This window comes from Alkalihalobacillus sp. TS-13 (assembly GCF_019720915.1).
Lineage (GTDB): Bacteria > Bacillota > Bacilli > Bacillales > Fictibacillaceae > Pseudalkalibacillus.
The window spans coordinates 339,991-357,202 of the sequence record NZ_JAHKSI010000003.1 but is presented as its reverse complement, the minus strand read 5'-3'; the positions used below and the strand labels follow the sequence as shown (position 1 = coordinate 357,202).

Below are 17,212 nucleotides of genomic sequence, written 5' to 3'. Positions count from 1 at the left end.
TGTTACTCACCCGTCCGCCGCTGACCTCTGAGGAGCAAGCTCCTCGTTGGTCCGCTCGACTTGCATGTATTAGGCACGCCGCCAGCGTTCGTCCTGAGCCAGGATCAAACTCTCCAAAAAATTGATTGGCAAATTGCCACTGAATTTTTTGAGCATCGTTTGATTGCTCATTAAATGTAAAACTTAAAAATTGATCAGGGTTCTTTTAAAAAGACCCGTTTCACGCTTGGCTTTTGTTCAGTTTTCAAAGAGCTGTTCACTTCAATGATCAGCGGAAGAATGCTGTCTTTTCTTGAAGTTTTTTGTTGTCGATGTCTTTAACAGCGACTTTTATAGAATATCATCTGTAAGCCCTGATGTCAACGACTTTTTTTGAAGAAAAATCCCGCCGCTTTCGCAGCGACGAGATATAATATACCATGCACATATTTTAGTGTCAATAACTTATTTGCAATTAGTTTTTAAATTGATACGTCCTATGAAAGATCCCTATTCCCTTCGTATCCTGTCGAATGACTTGGATGTATTCCTTCTCAATCAAATGCTCGATCACCGCGCCCAAGTCGATTTTATAATCCTGCATTTCAGGATGAACCATCAATTCATAAAACGACCATGCTCCTTCTCCTTCCCTCGTATTCATGATGTCTTTGAGGTGTCGTGATCCAAGTTCAGTTTTAGCTGACATAGAGAATTCGTTTGCTAAAATCAACAGTTCAATCCGTTTGTTGATTGGTTCATCACTGGAAGTAAGTTCTTCATATAACTTATAAATTTCAGGTTCAATTTGTTTCACCTGATTCCAAACAGTGACTTCTGGATAGAAACCATGTTCAATGACAGAAAGACGTGCAAGATGATGAAGCGCATGGATGATATTGTTGTATGCATCCAAATAGTGGCCAGCATGATAAAGCTCTTTCCCATCAGAGAATCTGCGAACCAGTTTGGAAAATTCCATTCCGATTTTCTTCTTACGTTCAGCAATCGGAAAATCGTTTATCCGGGACTTAAGAGACTCCATAAATTCATTCCGATCGAATAAGACCTTCCCGTTTACGACCCAATCAACGACACGGCGATGTGAACCAAGCATCAACCATTGATTCAGCTGGTGCAGTGTTACAACGTGCAGTGCTGCCTTTTTATCTTCAAATTCATAATGTTTTACTTGCCAAGGTGAATCAGCTTGTTCAACAATAATGAATAAAATCACATCAAAGTGATCGGTAGATGGGCTGAACTTTTTATTTTTTTCTATTAATAATACTCCTAAAGTTTCTTCACGACTTGCTCTTTCCTGATAGAGTGGCCGTAAGATATCTTCCATTGTTCAATCATCTCCTGTGCGAATGTCCGTTGTACGTTCCAATTTACACTATTCAATATCATTTTGATTTTTCCTCTAAGATTATGAAATGTTAAAAGATTGTTCATGATTTCGATTTATTTATTTGCTATACTGTCTGAAGGAGGAATGTATATTATGGAATTGAAATATACAAGTAAGATCAATAAAATTAGAACGTTTGCCCTGAGCCTAGTGTTCATCGGCATTATCATAATGTACCTTGGACTTTATTTTAAAGCAAGTTTTGCAGTGATGACGATTTTCATGTTGATCGGTTTTTTAGCGACATTATCAAGTGCCGCGGTATATATATGGATAGGGATGCTTTCGACGAAGGCTGTCCAGGTGGAATGCCCGAACTGTCATAGGGTGACAAAAGTACTTGGAAGGGTCGATGCATGCATGTTCTGCAAGCAGCCATTAACAATGGATCCATCACTCGATGGTATTGAATTCAGTGAGAAATACAACAGGAAAAAGAAAGAGGATTGATGAAAAGTGACCTTTAAGGGGTCACTTTTTCATTTGGAGCGAAAGATTTACATTTTTACTTGGCAAGTCTAGCGTTAGGCGTAAGCTGAGCCTAAGCTGGACTTATTCACTAGCGAAGGGAAAAACATCTCCGAGTAAAGAGGTATTTTATATTTTGGGTGGTTATCCTGATAGGTTTGCCACTCTAACGGACACTCCAGACCTTATCCGTGATAAAAAAGGTGATTTGGTAATTTAACGGACATGAGAAACGCTATCTTGCTAAAAGAGAATGTTTTTCAGCTAATTTATGTAGATAAGAGTGCTGGTGTCCGTTAAGTCAGTTAAAGTAAGGCCTGGTTCATGAATAAGTGCTCTGGTGTCCAGAAAATTTTCGTTTCGCCGCTTATCTTCAAAAAAAACGACCTCCACTCCATCAATCATTGGAACGAAGGTCATCTTTTTAATGAATCTTTTGGCATTCTGGACATGTTCCGTAAACTTCCATACGGTGATTTGCAACCTTGAAGCCTGTTACGTGCTTTGCGACATCCTCCACTTCATCAAGGCCAGGATAGGAGAAGTCGACAATTTTTCCGCAGCTTTCACAGATGATGTGATAGTGGTCTGTGGTTACACAATCGAACCGGCTGGAAGAATCCCCGTAGGTCAGTTCTTTTACAAGTCCTGCTCCCTTAAATACACGTAGGTTGTTGTATACAGTCGCTACACTCATATTAGGAAATTTGTCCTCTAATGCTTTATAAATCTCATCAGCAGTAGGATGAGACATTGTTTGGATTAAATACTCTAGAATCGCATGACGTTGTGGCGTAATGCGAACCCCCGCATCCTTCAACGTATCAACCGCTGTTTGTAATCGGTTTTCTTCTTGTGTCATCGTCATGCACCTCTCTTCCGAAAGACATTATTACTTTATAATATTTATAATTAGTGTACACGGAATTTGTGACAATTGTCAATTATAACCCTTATTTTATGCGGATTTACTCCTCTTCATGTAAGATTGGTTCCACTATATTCATTTTCTGATTTGTATACCTGGCTGCAACGAATAAGAAATCAGAAAGCCGGTTCAGATAGGAAAGCACCAACGGATTGACTTTTTCAATTCCCACCGCCTGACGTTCTGCTCTCCTCACGACAGTCCTTGCTACATGAAAAGCTGAAGCGGCTTTTGATCCTCCTGGAAGGACGAATTGCTTTAAAGGTGTCAATTCCTCATCCCACTGGTCGATGGCCTGTTCAAGGTATGTGATATCACTCTCTTCCAACGTCCATCCTACTGTTTTATCTACTGGAGTTGCTAGCTCGGCTCCCACATGAAAAAGCACAGTCTGGACCCTGCGGACGACTTTTTCAAATTCCGCTTTCCATTCCCTGTTCTGGTCCTGTAAATGGCTTAAGCCTAACCCTATCATTGAATTGGCTTCGTCACAGGTCCCATATGCTTCAACTCGAGGATCGTTCTTCCCGACACGATCGCCGTATACGAGTGAGGTCGTGCCCTTATCTCCAGATTTCGTATAAATCTTCATCAATCAATACCCCCTGCTGAGATCGATTTTATTTAGATACTCCCCTTCACCTTGTCGAAAAACCTTAAGATTTTCTTCGAATTGATCAAAGGCGCGTCGCTGATAAAGAGGTGTGATACCTGAAAGGTGTGGCGTGATCGTTACATTCTCCATTTCCCATAGTACATTATCCTCCGGCAGGGGCTCTTTTTCCATCACATCAAGAACTGCATGTGCAATCTGATTTTCTTGGAGGGCCTGGATTAAACCTTGCTGATCAACTGTTGTCCCTCTCCCTATGTTTATGAATATGGAATGCTCCTGCATTGTTTCAAAATGTACCTTCTTTAAAAAGGCGTGTGTTTCATCGGTTTTCGGTAAGACAGATACAACGAAATCAGCCTTACGTAAAAGGACAACCAGCTGATCGAAGGTGACCATTTCATCGAAGTGATCCACCGGGCGGCCACTGCGGTTCAGTCCGACTGTATGCATATTGAAGGCTTTTGCTAATCGTGCAATTTCAGAACCGATTGCACCCGCTCCCAATACGCCGAGCGTTTTACCATATAACTCCCCGACTTGGAATTTACGTTCCCAAACTTTATTCTTTTGATTTTCCTTGATTAACGAGAAGTTACGAATCACTTGAAGCATCATACCGATTGTATATTCAGCCATGGGTATTTTATGAATGCCTCTTGCGTTTGTAACAAGTAGGTCCTTTGACTTGATTGCTTCGAACGGCATTTTATCAAGTCCAGCTGACATGACATTGATCCATTTCAACTGTTTGGCTTTTTGAATGATTTCAGGTGTTAAATCTTCTCCATATGTAAGCAGAATATCTGCATCAGGCAAATACTCTTCCGCTTCCTTTATGTTTTGGCAGAACTGGAATTGGATATCTGGATATTTTTCCTTCATATCGTCCTGGATCGAATAGCGTACTTTTGCTGAAGATACTATGAACATCACGATTACCTCCCTAGGTTTCCTACTTTTATTAAACAACAATTCAGTCGGCATCGTCCAATCTTAAACGAAATTTTCTGACGATTCCATTGATATAATGCTTGGCGAGTCCTCTGTACGCTGAAGAGAGCATAAAGCAAAAGGTTATGCGAAATTTGCGACACTCCTGCGGGAGAAGCGATCCAGGCGAGACCCCACAATTTTTAAAAGGATCTTCGACTAAAAACCATCACGTCTTGTGGTGAACGTCGAAACCAGCATAACGAAAACTTCTAAGTATTCTCATCGCAGACACGAAAATGATTTCATTTTTGTGTTGACATCCTGTGCAAGTGAGGAGGCTCGCGGATTTAGGGCTAATGCTTGGAAGTGAGTCAAGCTCAGCGACCAGTCACTTGGATCACTTCAAACTTCCTGCGGCGGCGAGAGCCTCCTCGTCAGTTTTCCAGTGACCTTCGTGACTAATCGGCCTCTTTTCGTTCGCCAGCGGAAAGGGAGTGAAATTTCGCTAACTATTAATTAAGAAAAAAATGAGGCTGTGGGGCAGCCTCATTCCTGGTTAAAGATTTTCTTTTATATATTCGAGTGCTTCTGTTACATGATCCTTCACTTTTACTTTACGCCACTCTTTCACAAGCTCGCCGTCCTTATCGATGATGAACGTGGAACGGACAATGCCCATGTATTCTTTCCCGAAGTTCTTTTTCAATTGCCATACATCATAAAGTTCAGCCACTTTGTTGTCTTCATCCGCAAGCAATAAGAATGGGAGATCATGCTTTTCGATGAATTTCTTATGGCGGTCGACTGGGTCCGGGCTCACACCGAGGATCACCGTGTTCTGATCACTGAACTCACTGTGATGGTCCCTGAAATCGCAAGCTTCCGTTGTACATCCTGGTGTCATGTCTTTCGGATAGAAATATAATACGACATTTTTGCCTTTGAAATCTGAGAGGCTGACCTTCTCGCCATTATTCGCTTCTAAAGTAAAATCCGGTGCTTTTTCTCCTGTTTTGACAGACATGATTTGTACCCTCCTACTAAAATATCTTAGTTCAAAAAGATGCCGGATTAGAAACAACATCGGCTAAAAACGTCACGTCCTATGACCACGCCGGTACTAGCACATCCTATGTGTCGGAAATTCGCCGTTTATCATGTGGCACTTTTTGAACTTTCCTCTATATTAAGGGTACCCAATAACTTGGAAGGAAACAACTAATCCGATTTCCACTCCGTTTCGACGACAGTAGAAAGAACGAAGGCTGCCGGTAAAAGGTATCCGACCAATGCTTCGATGATTGAAATCCATCTGCCGATTCCAATCGGTGTGATATCCCCATACCCTACGGAAAGGAGTGTGACCGCACTGAAGTAAGATACCACCTCAGTCAGTTCGGCATACGATCCGTTCACAGGCGTCCCACTTTCCATCAGAACTGGGATCCCAACCATCAAAAGACTGAAATAGATTGCACCGAATCCGAGGATGATGATTGAATAAACAATGAATAAAGCCATCAGATCATCAAAAGAAATGAATTTACGTGATTTTTTATGTAAATGACGAGGATGGCGAAAAAAGGACACCAGACTCTTTTGCACGATAATGAAGACCGAAACGAATACAAAGACCACAATAAGAAGATCCATCTTATCCACCTCTTCACATTCCTATGCTAGAGAAAGGAAAGATAGGACAAGATGGACCGGAAATGCTAATGGCCGATTGCATCAATACGTTTGATTTGTTGGTCATCTGCTTCGATGATTCTAAATGTCACATGTTCGAAAGGATATTCCTCGTCTACGGAAATGTCTGAGCTTTGTGTCAATAGCCAGCCCCCGATCGTATCCAGTTCTGAGTCGTCGATTTCGATTTTGAAAAACTCATTGACGTCAGAAATTAGTGCTTTACCATCAAGGATTGCATGGTTACGGTCCAGTTTTTCAATCTGGGGCTTTTCCTCTGTATCGAATTCATCACGGATTTCACCGACAATCTCTTCAATGATGTCTTCAACTGTGACGAGACCTGCAGTACCTCCGTATTCGTCGACTAGTATCATCATATGGACCCGTTCCTTCTGCATCTGGACGAGCAATGTTTTGATCGGTGTCGTCTCAATCACCTTAAGGACCGGCCGGATGAACTCGTTAAGCGGACGTTCTTCCTTCAATAGCAAAGAATTGAAGACTTCTTTTATATTTACGAGCCCGATGATATGATCTTTATCACCTTCTGCGACAGGATAACGGGTGAACTTTTCATTACTCATGATTGAAACGTTCTCTTCCATCGGCTCATCGGTGAACATACAGACCATTTCTGTCCTCGGCACCATGATCTCTTTGGCAGTCCGGTCATCGAATTCGAAAATTTTATTGACGTAATGGAGCTCTGACTTGTTGATTTCTCCACTTTTATAGCTTTCGGAAAGGATGATTCGCAGTTCCTCTTCTGAGTGGGCTACTTCATGCTCATTCACCTGCCTGAATCCAAGCAATCTTGTGAAGAGTCGAGCCGATCCATTCAATACCCAGATGAAGGGATACATGATTTTATAGAACAAAATCAACGGCCTTGCGAGTAAGAGACTGGTCCCTTCTGATTTCTGGATTGCAATCGTCTTCGGTGCGAGTTCCCCTAAAACGACATGTAAAAACGTGATCGCTGAAAACGCAATAATGAAGGAAAGCGTACTTGCGAGTGCTTCTGAAATCGCAAACTCTTCAAAAACCGGATGGAGGATCTGTTCAACTGTCGGTTCACCTAACCATCCGAGTCCGAGAGCCGTGATGGTGATTCCGAGCTGACAAGCTGATAAATACCCATCCAGATTGTCGAGTACTTTTCGTGCTGCTACTGCTTTTTTATTTCCATCCTCAACAAGTTTATCGATTTTAGTTGAACGTACTTTCACAATTGCAAATTCTGCTGCTACGAAAAAAGCCGTGAGCGCAATCAGAATGGCAACGGATAGGAGCTTGAAGATAACCACAGGTCGCCTTCAGAAATCGAAGGCTTCACCTCCGTCCCTAGTTTATATTTACTATCATTCCTCTGAACGGTTAAAACATAACATACCCTTAACTTCCCGCTCCCCGGTATTTTGTAACCCCGATGTTCCATAGGAAAATGGCCAAAGTGAAAAAGACAATACCCATGACAGGCGTCAAATACGCGTATCCGTACCATTCTGTTTTATCGAGAAAAAATGCAGCAGGATAAACCCCGACAAACGCAAATGGCAAAATCCAAGTAAGCACATAGCGGATGATCTGATTATAAATATCAACCGGATACCGACCGAAGTTTCCGATGTTGTACATCATCGGCATGATATCCGTACGGCTGTCAGACCAGAAGCTGATCGTTGCCAGGCTGATGAAGATGCCTGCATAAACGAGTGCGCCTCCAATAACGAATAACAGGAATAAAAACGGGTCGTACCATGCAATCGTCATTCCAAGATTGCTCCCTGCATAAAACATGACAGCAAGACCCGTGATGACACCGAATATCGATTCCAGTTCCATACGTTCAAGAATTACCTGGAACAGACTATGGATCGGCCTCGTCAGGATACGATCAAGCTCACCTTTTACGATATAACGCTCATTAAAGTCCCAAATGTTGAAAAAGGTTGAGAAAAGCGCGAAAGGAACTAAGAAGAAACCATAAATAAAGATGATTTCGTCCTTACTCCAGCCGCTCAATAACTTGGTATGACCGAAGACGACTAGTATGAAAATCAGGTTAACCGCCTGGAAAAGCAAGTCAGACAGGATTTCCACTACCATATCTGAACGGTACGTGAGCCTCGTTTTCATGTATTGGCCTACATATTGGACAAAAATTGAAAGATGAGACATGATGGCTACCCTCCTTGTATGATCATTTGTTTTTTCGCAAGTACCCATAAGATCTGTATCGGTACAAGGAGCAATAAGCACCATAAGATCTGCATCATCAAGGCGTTCAAGACCTGCTGTCCGACGAACCCTTCAGAAAAAATCATGCTTGGGACATAGGAAATGTACATGAACGGGAACCATTCCATAGCGGATTGAGCCCACCCAGGATAGAAACTGATCGGAAGGATCAACCCCGAAAACAGATCAATGACCACTCTTTTTGCCCTCATCAACCCATCATTGTTAAAGATGAAGAAAGTAAAAATGCCCGTCATCAAATTGATTTGTGTATTTATGATGAAACTGAATAAGATCGAAATCCCGAAATATCCCCAGGTAGCGAGATTTGCAGAAAATTGGAGCGGAAAAACGAGACTGACCAGGAACATACCCGGAACTGAGAAAAAGAGCAATCGGAAAATCCCTTCTCCAAGTGCCGCCATCGTCTTCATATTGAGATAATGATATGGCCGAATCAATTCGACAGCGACTTTCCCCTCCTTTATTTCTAGCGCAATTTCACGGTCGATATTGTTAAAATAAAACGCCCGGGCCATCCATGCGACGGCTATGTAAGTGGTCATCTGTATGACTGACAACCCCTGGATGTCCTCTTTACCGCCATAAATAGCACTCCATAAAAAGTAATAGGCAGCAATGTTGATACTGTAAATAATGATACCGCTGTAATAGTTCGTCCTATACGCAAGCATCATCAAAAACCGGATACGGATCATTTCAATATACTTACCCATGGATGATGCCCTCTTCGTATATATTGCGGATGATCTCTTCAGTTGAAGTCTCCAGGATCTTCAGGTCGAGAATTTGATGGTTGGCTACAACGTCACCGATGACTTGTGAAATGATATCTTCATCGTTCGTCACATTCGCTGTCCAGCTGTTTTCGTTATCCCCAGGTTCCCAAACGACAAGCTGTTGGCCAGTAGCAGTGATCAGTTCATCTCTCGTTTTTGGAGTTTTAAAGTGGAACTGGATCTGTTTCCCTTCTCCCCAGCTTGTTTTCAGCTGATTAAGCGCGCCATCATAAATGATTTTCCCCTCATCCAACATGACGACCCGTTCACAGAGAGCTTCGATATCAGACAAATCGTGCGTTGTCAGCATAACTGTCGTGTTGTATTTTTTGTTCATCTCTTTAAGGAACTCACGGATCTTCAGCTTTACGAGCACATCGAGACCGATTGTCGGTTCATCTAAGAAAAGAAGCGGCGGATTGTGGATAAGCGCTGCAGCCAATTCACACCGCATCCGTTGCCCGAGTGAAAGTTTACGTACAGGCTTGTCGAGCAATGGTCCGATATCAAGCGCATCAATTACCATCCCCATATGGTTGCGGTAATCCTCATCTGAGACGTTGTATACCTTTTTAAGCAGTCGGAAGGACTCTTGCACAGCAATATCCCACCAGAGCTGGGAACGCTGTCCGAATACGACACCAATCGTTTTTACGAACTTCTCCCGTTCTTTATGCGGATTCATTCCATTGATCATTACTTCGCCGGACGTTGGCGTGAGGATACCGGTAAGCATCTTGATCGTCGTTGACTTACCCGCTCCATTCTCCCCGATATAGCCGATCATTTCACCCGGTTTCACATCAAGTGAGATCGAATCGACCGCCCGATGAATTTTATAATTTCTCGTCAAAAGGTCGCGGAATGCACCCTTCAGACCAGATCTACTAGAATATGATTTGAATTCCTTCGTCAAATTTTCAACATGTATCATTGAATCCATTACGTATTCCCCCCTCTTCTTGCACCACTAACAGTTTATACAACCTCTACAACAAAACACAAATACACTGATTCATGATATAGTAGGCAGTGCCAGGCACGACAATTTACCCCTTGCGCCCCAACGGTTCCTAGACGGTGCCTGGCACCGAATCAGAACCCTTGGGGCTGTTGAGGTCCGAAATGGTGCCTGGCACCGAAGTGGCACCGAACCAAGTATTGTAGTTAATTCAAATGTTAGTTAATTATATTTCATTCTTGTAGGAGGTTGAATGATGAATAGAGAGAATTCGGAGAGGTTGTATGAGGATGCACTTGAACACATTGTTGGAGGGGTGAACAGTCCTTCACGTTCGTACAAAGCTGTCGGCGGTGGAGCTCCAGTGTTTATGGAGAAAGCGAAAGGCGCTCATTTTTGGGATGTGGACGGCAACAAATACATCGACTATCTTGCTGCTTACGGTCCGATCATCACCGGCCACGCTCACCCGCACATCACCAAAGCGATCACGCATGCAGCGGAAAACGGGGTCTTATATGGGACACCGACCAGCCTTGAAAATCAATTCTCAAAAATGCTGAAAGAAGCGATTCCTTCCTTAGAAAAAGTCCGGTTTGTCAACTCAGGGACTGAAGCAGTCATGACGACGATCCGTGTTGCAAGAGCATATACTGGCCGTGATAAGATCATCAAATTTGCTGGCTGTTACCACGGACACTCTGATCTTGTCCTTGTTGCCGCTGGGTCCGGTCCATCCACTCTCGGTACACCAGATTCAGCAGGTGTTCCAAAGAGCATTGCGCAAGAGGTCATCACAGTTCCGTTCAATGACATTGACTCCTTTAAAGAAGCGATTGATAAATGGGGTCATGAAGTGGCAGGTATTCTCGTGGAACCGATTGTAGGGAACTTCGGGATTGTCGAACCGAAACCAGGTTTTTTAGAAGCAGTAAACGAAATCGCTCATAAAGCCGGTTCGCTCGTCATCTATGATGAAGTAATCACTGCATTCCGTTTCATGTACGGCGGTGCCCAGAATCTATTGAATGTCGAACCAGACATGACTGCTCTTGGAAAAATTATTGGGGGGGGACTTCCGATTGGAGCTTATGGTGGTAAGCAAGAAATCATGGAAAAAGTCGCACCCCTTGGCCCGGCCTATCAAGCTGGTACAATGGCTGGAAATCCTGCATCGATTTCAGCAGGGATTGCTTGCCTTGAAGTCTTGCAGCAAGAAGGCGTATACGAACATCTCGATACGCTTGGAGAAAAGCTTGAAGCTGGAATCCGAAAGCTTGCAAAGCAATATTCCGTACCTTTGTCGCTTAACCGGTTGAAAGGCGCCCTCACCCTTTACTTCGGTTCAGAAAAAGAAGTAACCAACTATGAACAAGCAGAAAAAAGTGATGGAGAACTATTTGCGAAGTTCTTTAAACTGATGCTTGAGCAAGGCATTAACCTGGCTCCGTCAAAATATGAAGCCTGGTTCCTCACGACAGAACATACAGATAAAGATATTGAAGAAACATTAGAGGCAGTCGAAAAAGCCTTTCAAAAGCTATAAGAAAAACTGAAATGGGGCTGATCCACAATGGGGCAGCCTCATTTATATAGTAGGCTGTTCTTTTTTCTGATATAGTGATGCATGAAAACCCAGCAAAATGAAGGCTTGCGAGTAAATTTCCTAATTATAGTCATAACCTCATAAAAGCCAGCATGAATATGAAAAACCTACATAATCATAAAGGTGTGGTGAACGTCGAAGCCAACACATCTTGTGCAAGTGAGGAGGCTTGCAGATTGCCCGCGGAAAGGCGAGTATATTTCCAAAAACAACAATCTAAGCGAAAACAGCCTTGTCAAAAGTCAGCTTACATTTTCCTGTTGCTTTCTTAAAGATTTGGGTGTATAGTACGTTCATTATTAACAATGCTTTTAGAAAGGGTTTTGCTAAAACTATGAAATTCGGTGCTCGTATTTTAAAAACAGGAGTCGCGATTTCACTAGCATTATATATTACACATTGGTTGAACCTAGATTCAGCGGCCTTTGCTGCCATTGCAGCAATGTTCGCCATCCAGCCGACCATTTATCGTTCTTATCAGACAATCGTTGAACAAGTACAAGCGAATCTGATAGGTGCAACACTCGCGATCATAGCGGTGCAGACACTGGGGAATGAACCTATCGTAATCGGATTGATCGGCGTCCTTGTCATCGCAATCAATATAAAATTGAAAATCGAAAGCACGATTCCGCTGGCGATCGTTACCGTCATCATCTTGATGGTCAACCCGGGGGACAATTACCTTACTTTTGCTATCACACGGTTTTCTGTGATCATGATCGGCGTTTTCTGCGCATTCCTGGTGAATTTGATTTTTCTTCCCCCAAAATATGAAACACGTCTTTACCATAAAAACGTGAAAAATATGGATCAGATTGGTCAGTGGATCCGTCTAGCTACCCGCAACGATGCAGACCGTAAAATTTTGAAAGAAGATCTGACAAAAATCAATGAAAGTATGATAAAAGCAGATAACTTTTACCTTATGTTCAAAGAAGAACGCAGTTATTTCAAAGGTTCTGACTATACGAAGAATCGCAGGCTTGTATTGTTCCGGAATATGATCTCGACAACATACAAAGCGTTAGCGATTTTAAAAAGTCTTGATCAGCATGACCATAAAATCTATCAGATGCCTGAGACCATCCAGAAATTGATTCAGGATCAGCTCGATCATTTGACGAACTATCACCAAAAGATCTTGATGAAATACATCGGGAAAGTTCGTTACCACTCCCCAGATGATGCCATCCATCAATTGGAAAAGGACGAAAAAGAATTGACGGAGTATTTCATGGATCTTTATGACCATAAACAGGTAGAACGAGAACAATGGATGAATATCTTCCCGCTGATCGGTTTGATCATCGATTACAACCATCACCTTATTCATCTGGATCGATTGGTCGAGAGCTTCCACACATACCATACATCAGAAAACGAAGTGAAAATTTCAGATACCTTTCCACCAGACGAATGAAAATACTGCAATATCTAAAAGGCCTGGGGAACCAGGCTCTTTAAGTTTATAGGAACTACGTAGGATAACCTTCCGCTAGAGATTGGTTTTGCCTAGTTTTCTTAAACGAAATTCGCGACACTCCTGCGGGAAAAGCGATCCAGGCGAGACCCCGTAACGAATTATGGATCTTCGACTAACACCCACCACATCCTGTGGAAGTGAGTGAGGAGGCTTGCGGAAATGAGTGAATTTTGCAAAAGCAACGACTATAAAAAACAGGTGATTTCGATAAACGAAACCACCTGCGTTTTAACAAACAATTCTTAACTTTTCATTTTTGGATCCAATGCATCACGCAATCCATCACCCATAAGGTTGAATCCTAATACAGTAAGCATGATTGCGAGACCAGGGAATATCATCGTCCATGGAGCATTTGTTATATAAGAGCGTGAATCTGCAAGCATGGTACCCCATTCTGGTGTAGGTGCTTGTGCTCCTAATCCCAGGAAACCAAGTGCCGCTGTCTCGATGATTGCAGTTGCAATCAATAATGTACCTTGTACGATGATCGGTGCTGTGCTGTTCGGCAAAATGTGCTGAAACAATATCCTTGAATCTTTCATACCGACAGCTTTAGCAGCAGCGATATACTCTTCTTCCTTGATACTTAATACTTTTGAACGTACCAATCTTCCGAAGTTCGGTACGTTAATGATGGCAATCGCGATCAGGGCATTCCTTAAGGAAGGACCTAAAACAGCAACGATTGCGATCGCCAGTAAGATACTTGGAAAAGCAAGCATGATATCAAAGAGTCTGGAGATGATGGTGTCAACCCATCTACCATAATAACCGGCTATGATCCCTAAAATGGACCCAACTATGATGGAACCCATAACAGCGAAAAAGCCTACTGTGAGTGAGATTCGGGCGCCATAAATCGTCCTGCTTAAGATATCCCGCCCAAAATCATCTGTCCCTAACCAATAATCCGAAGAAGGTGCTTCGAGCTTTGCATAATTGTCTGATGAAAGCTTTTGGTCATTTATTCCCTCAGGGGCGATAAGTGGCGCAAAAACTGCCATGAGCACAAAGAAACTGACAAGGCCCAACCCCAAAAGCGCCATTTTGTTTTTGCGAAAGCTCTTCCAGGCATCTCTCCATGGCGAAGCAGGCTTTTCTTCTTGCTGCTTTGGCTCTATCGGATTTTCGTTACGTGCTAGTTCCGCCATAATGTTCTCTCCTTTGAAAATAATAAGCTTCCAAAAAGTCATTACCGACTGAAGTTAACCGCGTCTCTCCGCCGTTTATCATGCGGTGACTTTTTGACTTCAATTATTATTGATATTTGATTCTAGGATCGATTGCCGCATATAAGAGATCCACTAGAAGATTAATCGTTACAAAAACCAGGGCAATGACAAGTATTCCGGATTGGATGACTGGGTAATCACGGAATCCGATCGCATCATAGATGTATCTTCCGATTCCAGGCCAACTGAAGATTGTTTCTGTAAGGATTGCTCCCCCTAACAACAGACCCATCTGTAGACCAATGACTGTCAATACAGGGATGAATGCATTCTTCAATGAGTGCTTGTAAACTACCCAAAACATACGGAGTCCTTTTGCACGCGCTGTACGGATATAGTCGGAACGCATGACTTCCAACATGCTTGAACGAGTCATCCTTGCGATGATCGCCATCGGGATCGTAGCTAATGCAATCCCCGGTAGAACTAAGTGTTTCAAGACCGTCTGTAATTGATCGAAACGCCCTTGTATGATCGTATCGATGATGTACAGATTTGTAATCGAATCAACAGGATTCAATATACTCTCCCTGCCTGAGGTAGGGAATATTTCCCACTTGACTGCAAAAGCCCATTGTTCCATCAACCCAAGCCAGAAGATCGGCATGGAAACGCCGATAAGTGCAAGAAGCATGGCAACATAGTCGAACCAAGAGTTTTGGAACCATGCACTGATGATCCCTGCGTTTACTCCGACTACTACTGCGATGATCATTGCGAATAGTGACAGCTCCAATGTTGCTGCAAAATAAGGCCATATCTCTTCACTGATCGGTGCGTGGGTACGAATTGAATTCCCAAGATCACCAGTGAGCAGGTCTTTCATATATATGAAATATTGTGTATACCAAGGTTCATCCAAGCCTAAGGAATCTCGTAATTGAGTTACAGCTTCCTTCGAAGCTTGCTGACCAAGGATAATTTGTGCTGGGTCCCCTGGAATCGCACGAATCAGGAAGAACACGATAAGTGACATTCCTATAAGAACAGGGATCAGCATCAAGATTCGTCGTATTGTGTACGCAAACACTTTTCTATCACCTCTTCAGCATATTGGCTTAATTTCGTAGGATCATAGCTGCTTATTCTCTAGATAAGCCAATGCTATGTAAACCGGTTTAACAATAATACCTGTTTGCGAACAAGATGAATGATCAATAATCCGGTTCACAGAATCATTAAAATTTTTTCAAAAGAAAAGGGGAGCGCTACACTCCCCCATCACTTATTCGCTTAAAGAAACGTTTGTTAACTTGTCAGAACCAGTTGGATGTGGCTTGAATCCTTCTACATTTTTAAGTCCTGCTAGTGCTGGCTCAGAGTGTACAAGCGGTACCCATGGAGCCTCTTCATGAAGGATGACTTGTGCTTCTTTATAAAGTTCTGCACGCTTATCTTCGTCAGGTGTTGATTGTGCTTCGATCAAGATATCGTGCAACTCATCGTTTGCAAAACGAGAGTAGTTGTTAGAACCGATCGTATCTTTATCCAGTAACGTGTAAAGGAAGTTATCTGCGTCACCGTTGTCCCCAGTCCATCCTAGTAGGAACATTGGAGCTTCACCTTTTTGAGTCTTTTCAAGGTAAGTACCCCACTCGAATGATACGATTTCAGCTTCTACACCGATTTTTGCAAAGTTTGCCGCGATTGCTTCAGCAGCTTTCTTTCCATCTGGCATATAAGGACGTGGTACAGGCATAGCCCATAATTCAGTTTTGAATCCATCTTCATATCCAGCTTCAGCTAGTAATTCTTTTGCCTTTTCAAGATCGAATGGATAAGGATCAATTTCATCATTATATCCATTGATTACAGGAGGCAGCGGGTTCTTAGCTGGCTCAGCTTGTCCTTCATAGAAAGCCTTGATCAATGCATCCTTATCTACTGCATGATTCAATGCTTGACGTACTTTCTTATTATTGAATGGTTCCATTTCAGTGTTGAATCCTAGGTATCCAACGTTCATTGATGGACGGAAGAATGGCTTCAATTCTTCTGCCTGTTCAATTTCAGCAACGTCACTTGGATTGACACCATCGATCAAGTGAACTTCACCAGTCTTCAATGCATTCAGACGGTTTGAGTTATCTGGAATTGCACGGAAAATGACTTTATCAAGCTTTGGAAGTCCTTCTTTAAAGTAGTCTTCATTCTTTTCTATTGTAATACGGTCATTACGCTTCCAATCGACAAATTTGAAAGGTCCAGTACCGACTGGTTGTGTTTCAAGGTTGTCGAATTCACTAGGCGCACCGATTGAAAACGGTGTCATAGCCAAGTTTTTCAAGAATGGTGCTTGAGGACGTTTCAACGTGAATACAACCGTATGCTCGTCTTTTGCTTCTACACTTTCGATAACGTGTCCTTCATCACCTTTAAATCCACCAAACATAGATGCATAGTAAGCAAATTTACCTGCATCCCCACTGTTCATCCAACGCTCGAAGTTTTTCACTACTGCTTCTGCATTGAAATCATCACCATTGTGGAACTTTACTCCTTCACGGAGTTTGAACGTATAAGTCTTACCATCCTCAGAAACATCCCACTCTTCAGCTAGTGCAGGGTGTACTTCTGTGTCTTGCTCTCCATATTCTACTAATGTGTCATAAACGTTTTTGATAACTTTGAATGATTCTCCATCCGTTACAGTCGCAGGGTCTAATCCTACAGAATCACCACCACGGCCGAAAATCAAAGTTTGTTCTTTCTCGCTGTCTCCACTTCCACCGTCACCATCGGATCCAGAGTCAGAGTTACATCCTGCCAGGGCCACTGACATGATCATAATAATGGCTAGCGCCCATAGAAAACCTTTCTTCATAAGGTACTCCCCCTTTAATGTTGTTT

Annotated in this window: 16 protein-coding genes and 1 rRNA gene; 3 read left to right on the top strand and 14 right to left on the bottom strand. The window is 42.7% G+C overall.

Annotation, left to right across the window (positions count from 1 at the left end; genetic code table 11):
- Together KOL94_RS20850 and KOL94_RS20845 are read right to left on the bottom strand one after the other, a co-directional pair.
- Positions 1-120: ribosomal RNA gene (locus KOL94_RS20850) — 16S ribosomal RNA — on the bottom strand; the annotation flags it as partial.
- 334 nt (positions 121-454) lie between these two features.
- Complete coding sequence (locus tag KOL94_RS20845) at positions 455-1,330, bottom strand: nucleotidyltransferase-like protein (RefSeq protein ID WP_221568584.1); 876 nt, start codon at positions 1,328-1,330, stop codon at positions 455-457.
- A 156-nt stretch (positions 1,331-1,486) separates the two neighbouring features.
- On the opposite strand from KOL94_RS20845, the gene KOL94_RS20840 reads away from it, so the two are divergent.
- Entirely contained in the window at positions 1,487-1,843 is a 357-nt protein-coding gene (locus KOL94_RS20840) for a YgzB family protein (RefSeq protein ID WP_221568583.1), read from the top strand.
- A gap of 442 nt (positions 1,844-2,285) precedes the next feature.
- On the opposite strand, the gene perR is transcribed toward KOL94_RS20840, so the two are convergent.
- The 9 genes from perR to KOL94_RS20795 all read right to left on the bottom strand — a co-directional run bounded on the left by perR (position 2,286) and on the right by KOL94_RS20795 (position 10,017).
- Complete coding sequence (perR, locus tag KOL94_RS20835; RefSeq protein WP_311775202.1) at positions 2,286-2,723, bottom strand: peroxide-responsive transcriptional repressor PerR; 438 nt, start codon at positions 2,721-2,723, stop codon at positions 2,286-2,288.
- 106 nt (positions 2,724-2,829) lie between these two features.
- A complete protein-coding gene (locus KOL94_RS20830; protein ID WP_221568581.1) occupies positions 2,830-3,381 on the bottom strand; it encodes a cob(I)yrinic acid a,c-diamide adenosyltransferase in 552 nt (183 codons plus the stop codon).
- A 3-nt stretch (positions 3,382-3,384) separates the two neighbouring features.
- Positions 3,385-4,335 (bottom strand): D-2-hydroxyacid dehydrogenase, encoded by a 951-nt coding sequence (locus KOL94_RS20825; RefSeq protein WP_221568580.1) that lies wholly within the window; start codon positions 4,333-4,335, stop codon positions 3,385-3,387.
- Between the two features lie 559 nt (positions 4,336-4,894).
- Positions 4,895-5,362 (bottom strand): thioredoxin-dependent thiol peroxidase, encoded by a 468-nt coding sequence (gene bcp / locus KOL94_RS20820; protein WP_221568579.1) that lies wholly within the window; start codon positions 5,360-5,362, stop codon positions 4,895-4,897.
- 194 nt (positions 5,363-5,556) lie between these two features.
- Positions 5,557-5,991: a potassium channel family protein gene (locus KOL94_RS20815; RefSeq protein ID WP_221568578.1), complete on the bottom strand. Its 435-nt coding sequence runs from the start codon at positions 5,989-5,991 to the stop codon at positions 5,557-5,559.
- Positions 5,992-6,056: 65 nt separating this feature from the next.
- Positions 6,057-7,340 carry a hemolysin family protein gene (locus KOL94_RS20810; RefSeq protein WP_221568577.1) on the bottom strand — a complete coding sequence of 428 codons (1,284 nt, stop codon included), beginning with the start codon at positions 7,338-7,340 and terminating at the stop codon, positions 6,057-6,059.
- Positions 7,341-7,428: 88 nt separating this feature from the next.
- Complete coding sequence (locus KOL94_RS20805; protein WP_221568576.1) at positions 7,429-8,214, bottom strand: ABC transporter permease; 786 nt, start codon at positions 8,212-8,214, stop codon at positions 7,429-7,431.
- Positions 8,215-8,219: 5 nt separating this feature from the next.
- Positions 8,220-9,011 carry an ABC transporter permease gene (locus KOL94_RS20800; RefSeq protein WP_221568575.1) on the bottom strand — a complete coding sequence of 264 codons (792 nt, stop codon included), beginning with the start codon at positions 9,009-9,011 and terminating at the stop codon, positions 8,220-8,222.
- Positions 9,004-10,017, bottom strand: a complete 1,014-nt coding sequence (locus tag KOL94_RS20795) for an ABC transporter ATP-binding protein (RefSeq protein WP_221568574.1) — start codon at positions 10,015-10,017, stop codon at positions 9,004-9,006. The genes KOL94_RS20800 and KOL94_RS20795 overlap by 8 nt, the downstream gene beginning before the upstream one ends.
- Positions 10,018-10,291: 274 nt before the next feature.
- Between KOL94_RS20795 and KOL94_RS20790 the strand changes: the two genes are divergently transcribed.
- Positions 10,292-11,581: a glutamate-1-semialdehyde 2,1-aminomutase gene (locus KOL94_RS20790; protein ID WP_221568573.1), complete on the top strand. Its 1,290-nt coding sequence runs from the start codon at positions 10,292-10,294 to the stop codon at positions 11,579-11,581.
- A 394-nt stretch (positions 11,582-11,975) separates the two neighbouring features.
- Positions 11,976-13,064, top strand: coding sequence for an FUSC family protein (locus tag KOL94_RS20785; protein ID WP_221568572.1), 1,089 nt, complete (start codon positions 11,976-11,978; stop codon positions 13,062-13,064).
- A 305-nt stretch (positions 13,065-13,369) separates the two neighbouring features.
- On the opposite strand, the gene KOL94_RS20780 is transcribed toward KOL94_RS20785, so the two are convergent.
- The 3 genes from KOL94_RS20780 to KOL94_RS20770 all read right to left on the bottom strand — a co-directional run bounded on the left by KOL94_RS20780 (position 13,370) and on the right by KOL94_RS20770 (position 17,186).
- A complete protein-coding gene (locus KOL94_RS20780; RefSeq protein ID WP_221568571.1) occupies positions 13,370-14,281 on the bottom strand; it encodes an ABC transporter permease in 912 nt (303 codons plus the stop codon).
- A 106-nt stretch (positions 14,282-14,387) separates the two neighbouring features.
- The gene (locus tag KOL94_RS20775; RefSeq protein ID WP_221568570.1) at positions 14,388-15,392 is read right to left on the bottom strand and encodes an ABC transporter permease; all 1,005 of its coding nucleotides are present in this window, start codon (positions 15,390-15,392) and stop codon (positions 14,388-14,390) included.
- Positions 15,393-15,587: 195 nt separating this feature from the next.
- Positions 15,588-17,186: an ABC transporter substrate-binding protein gene (locus tag KOL94_RS20770; protein WP_221568569.1), complete on the bottom strand. Its 1,599-nt coding sequence runs from the start codon at positions 17,184-17,186 to the stop codon at positions 15,588-15,590.
- Between the last annotated feature and the right edge of the window lie 26 nt (positions 17,187-17,212).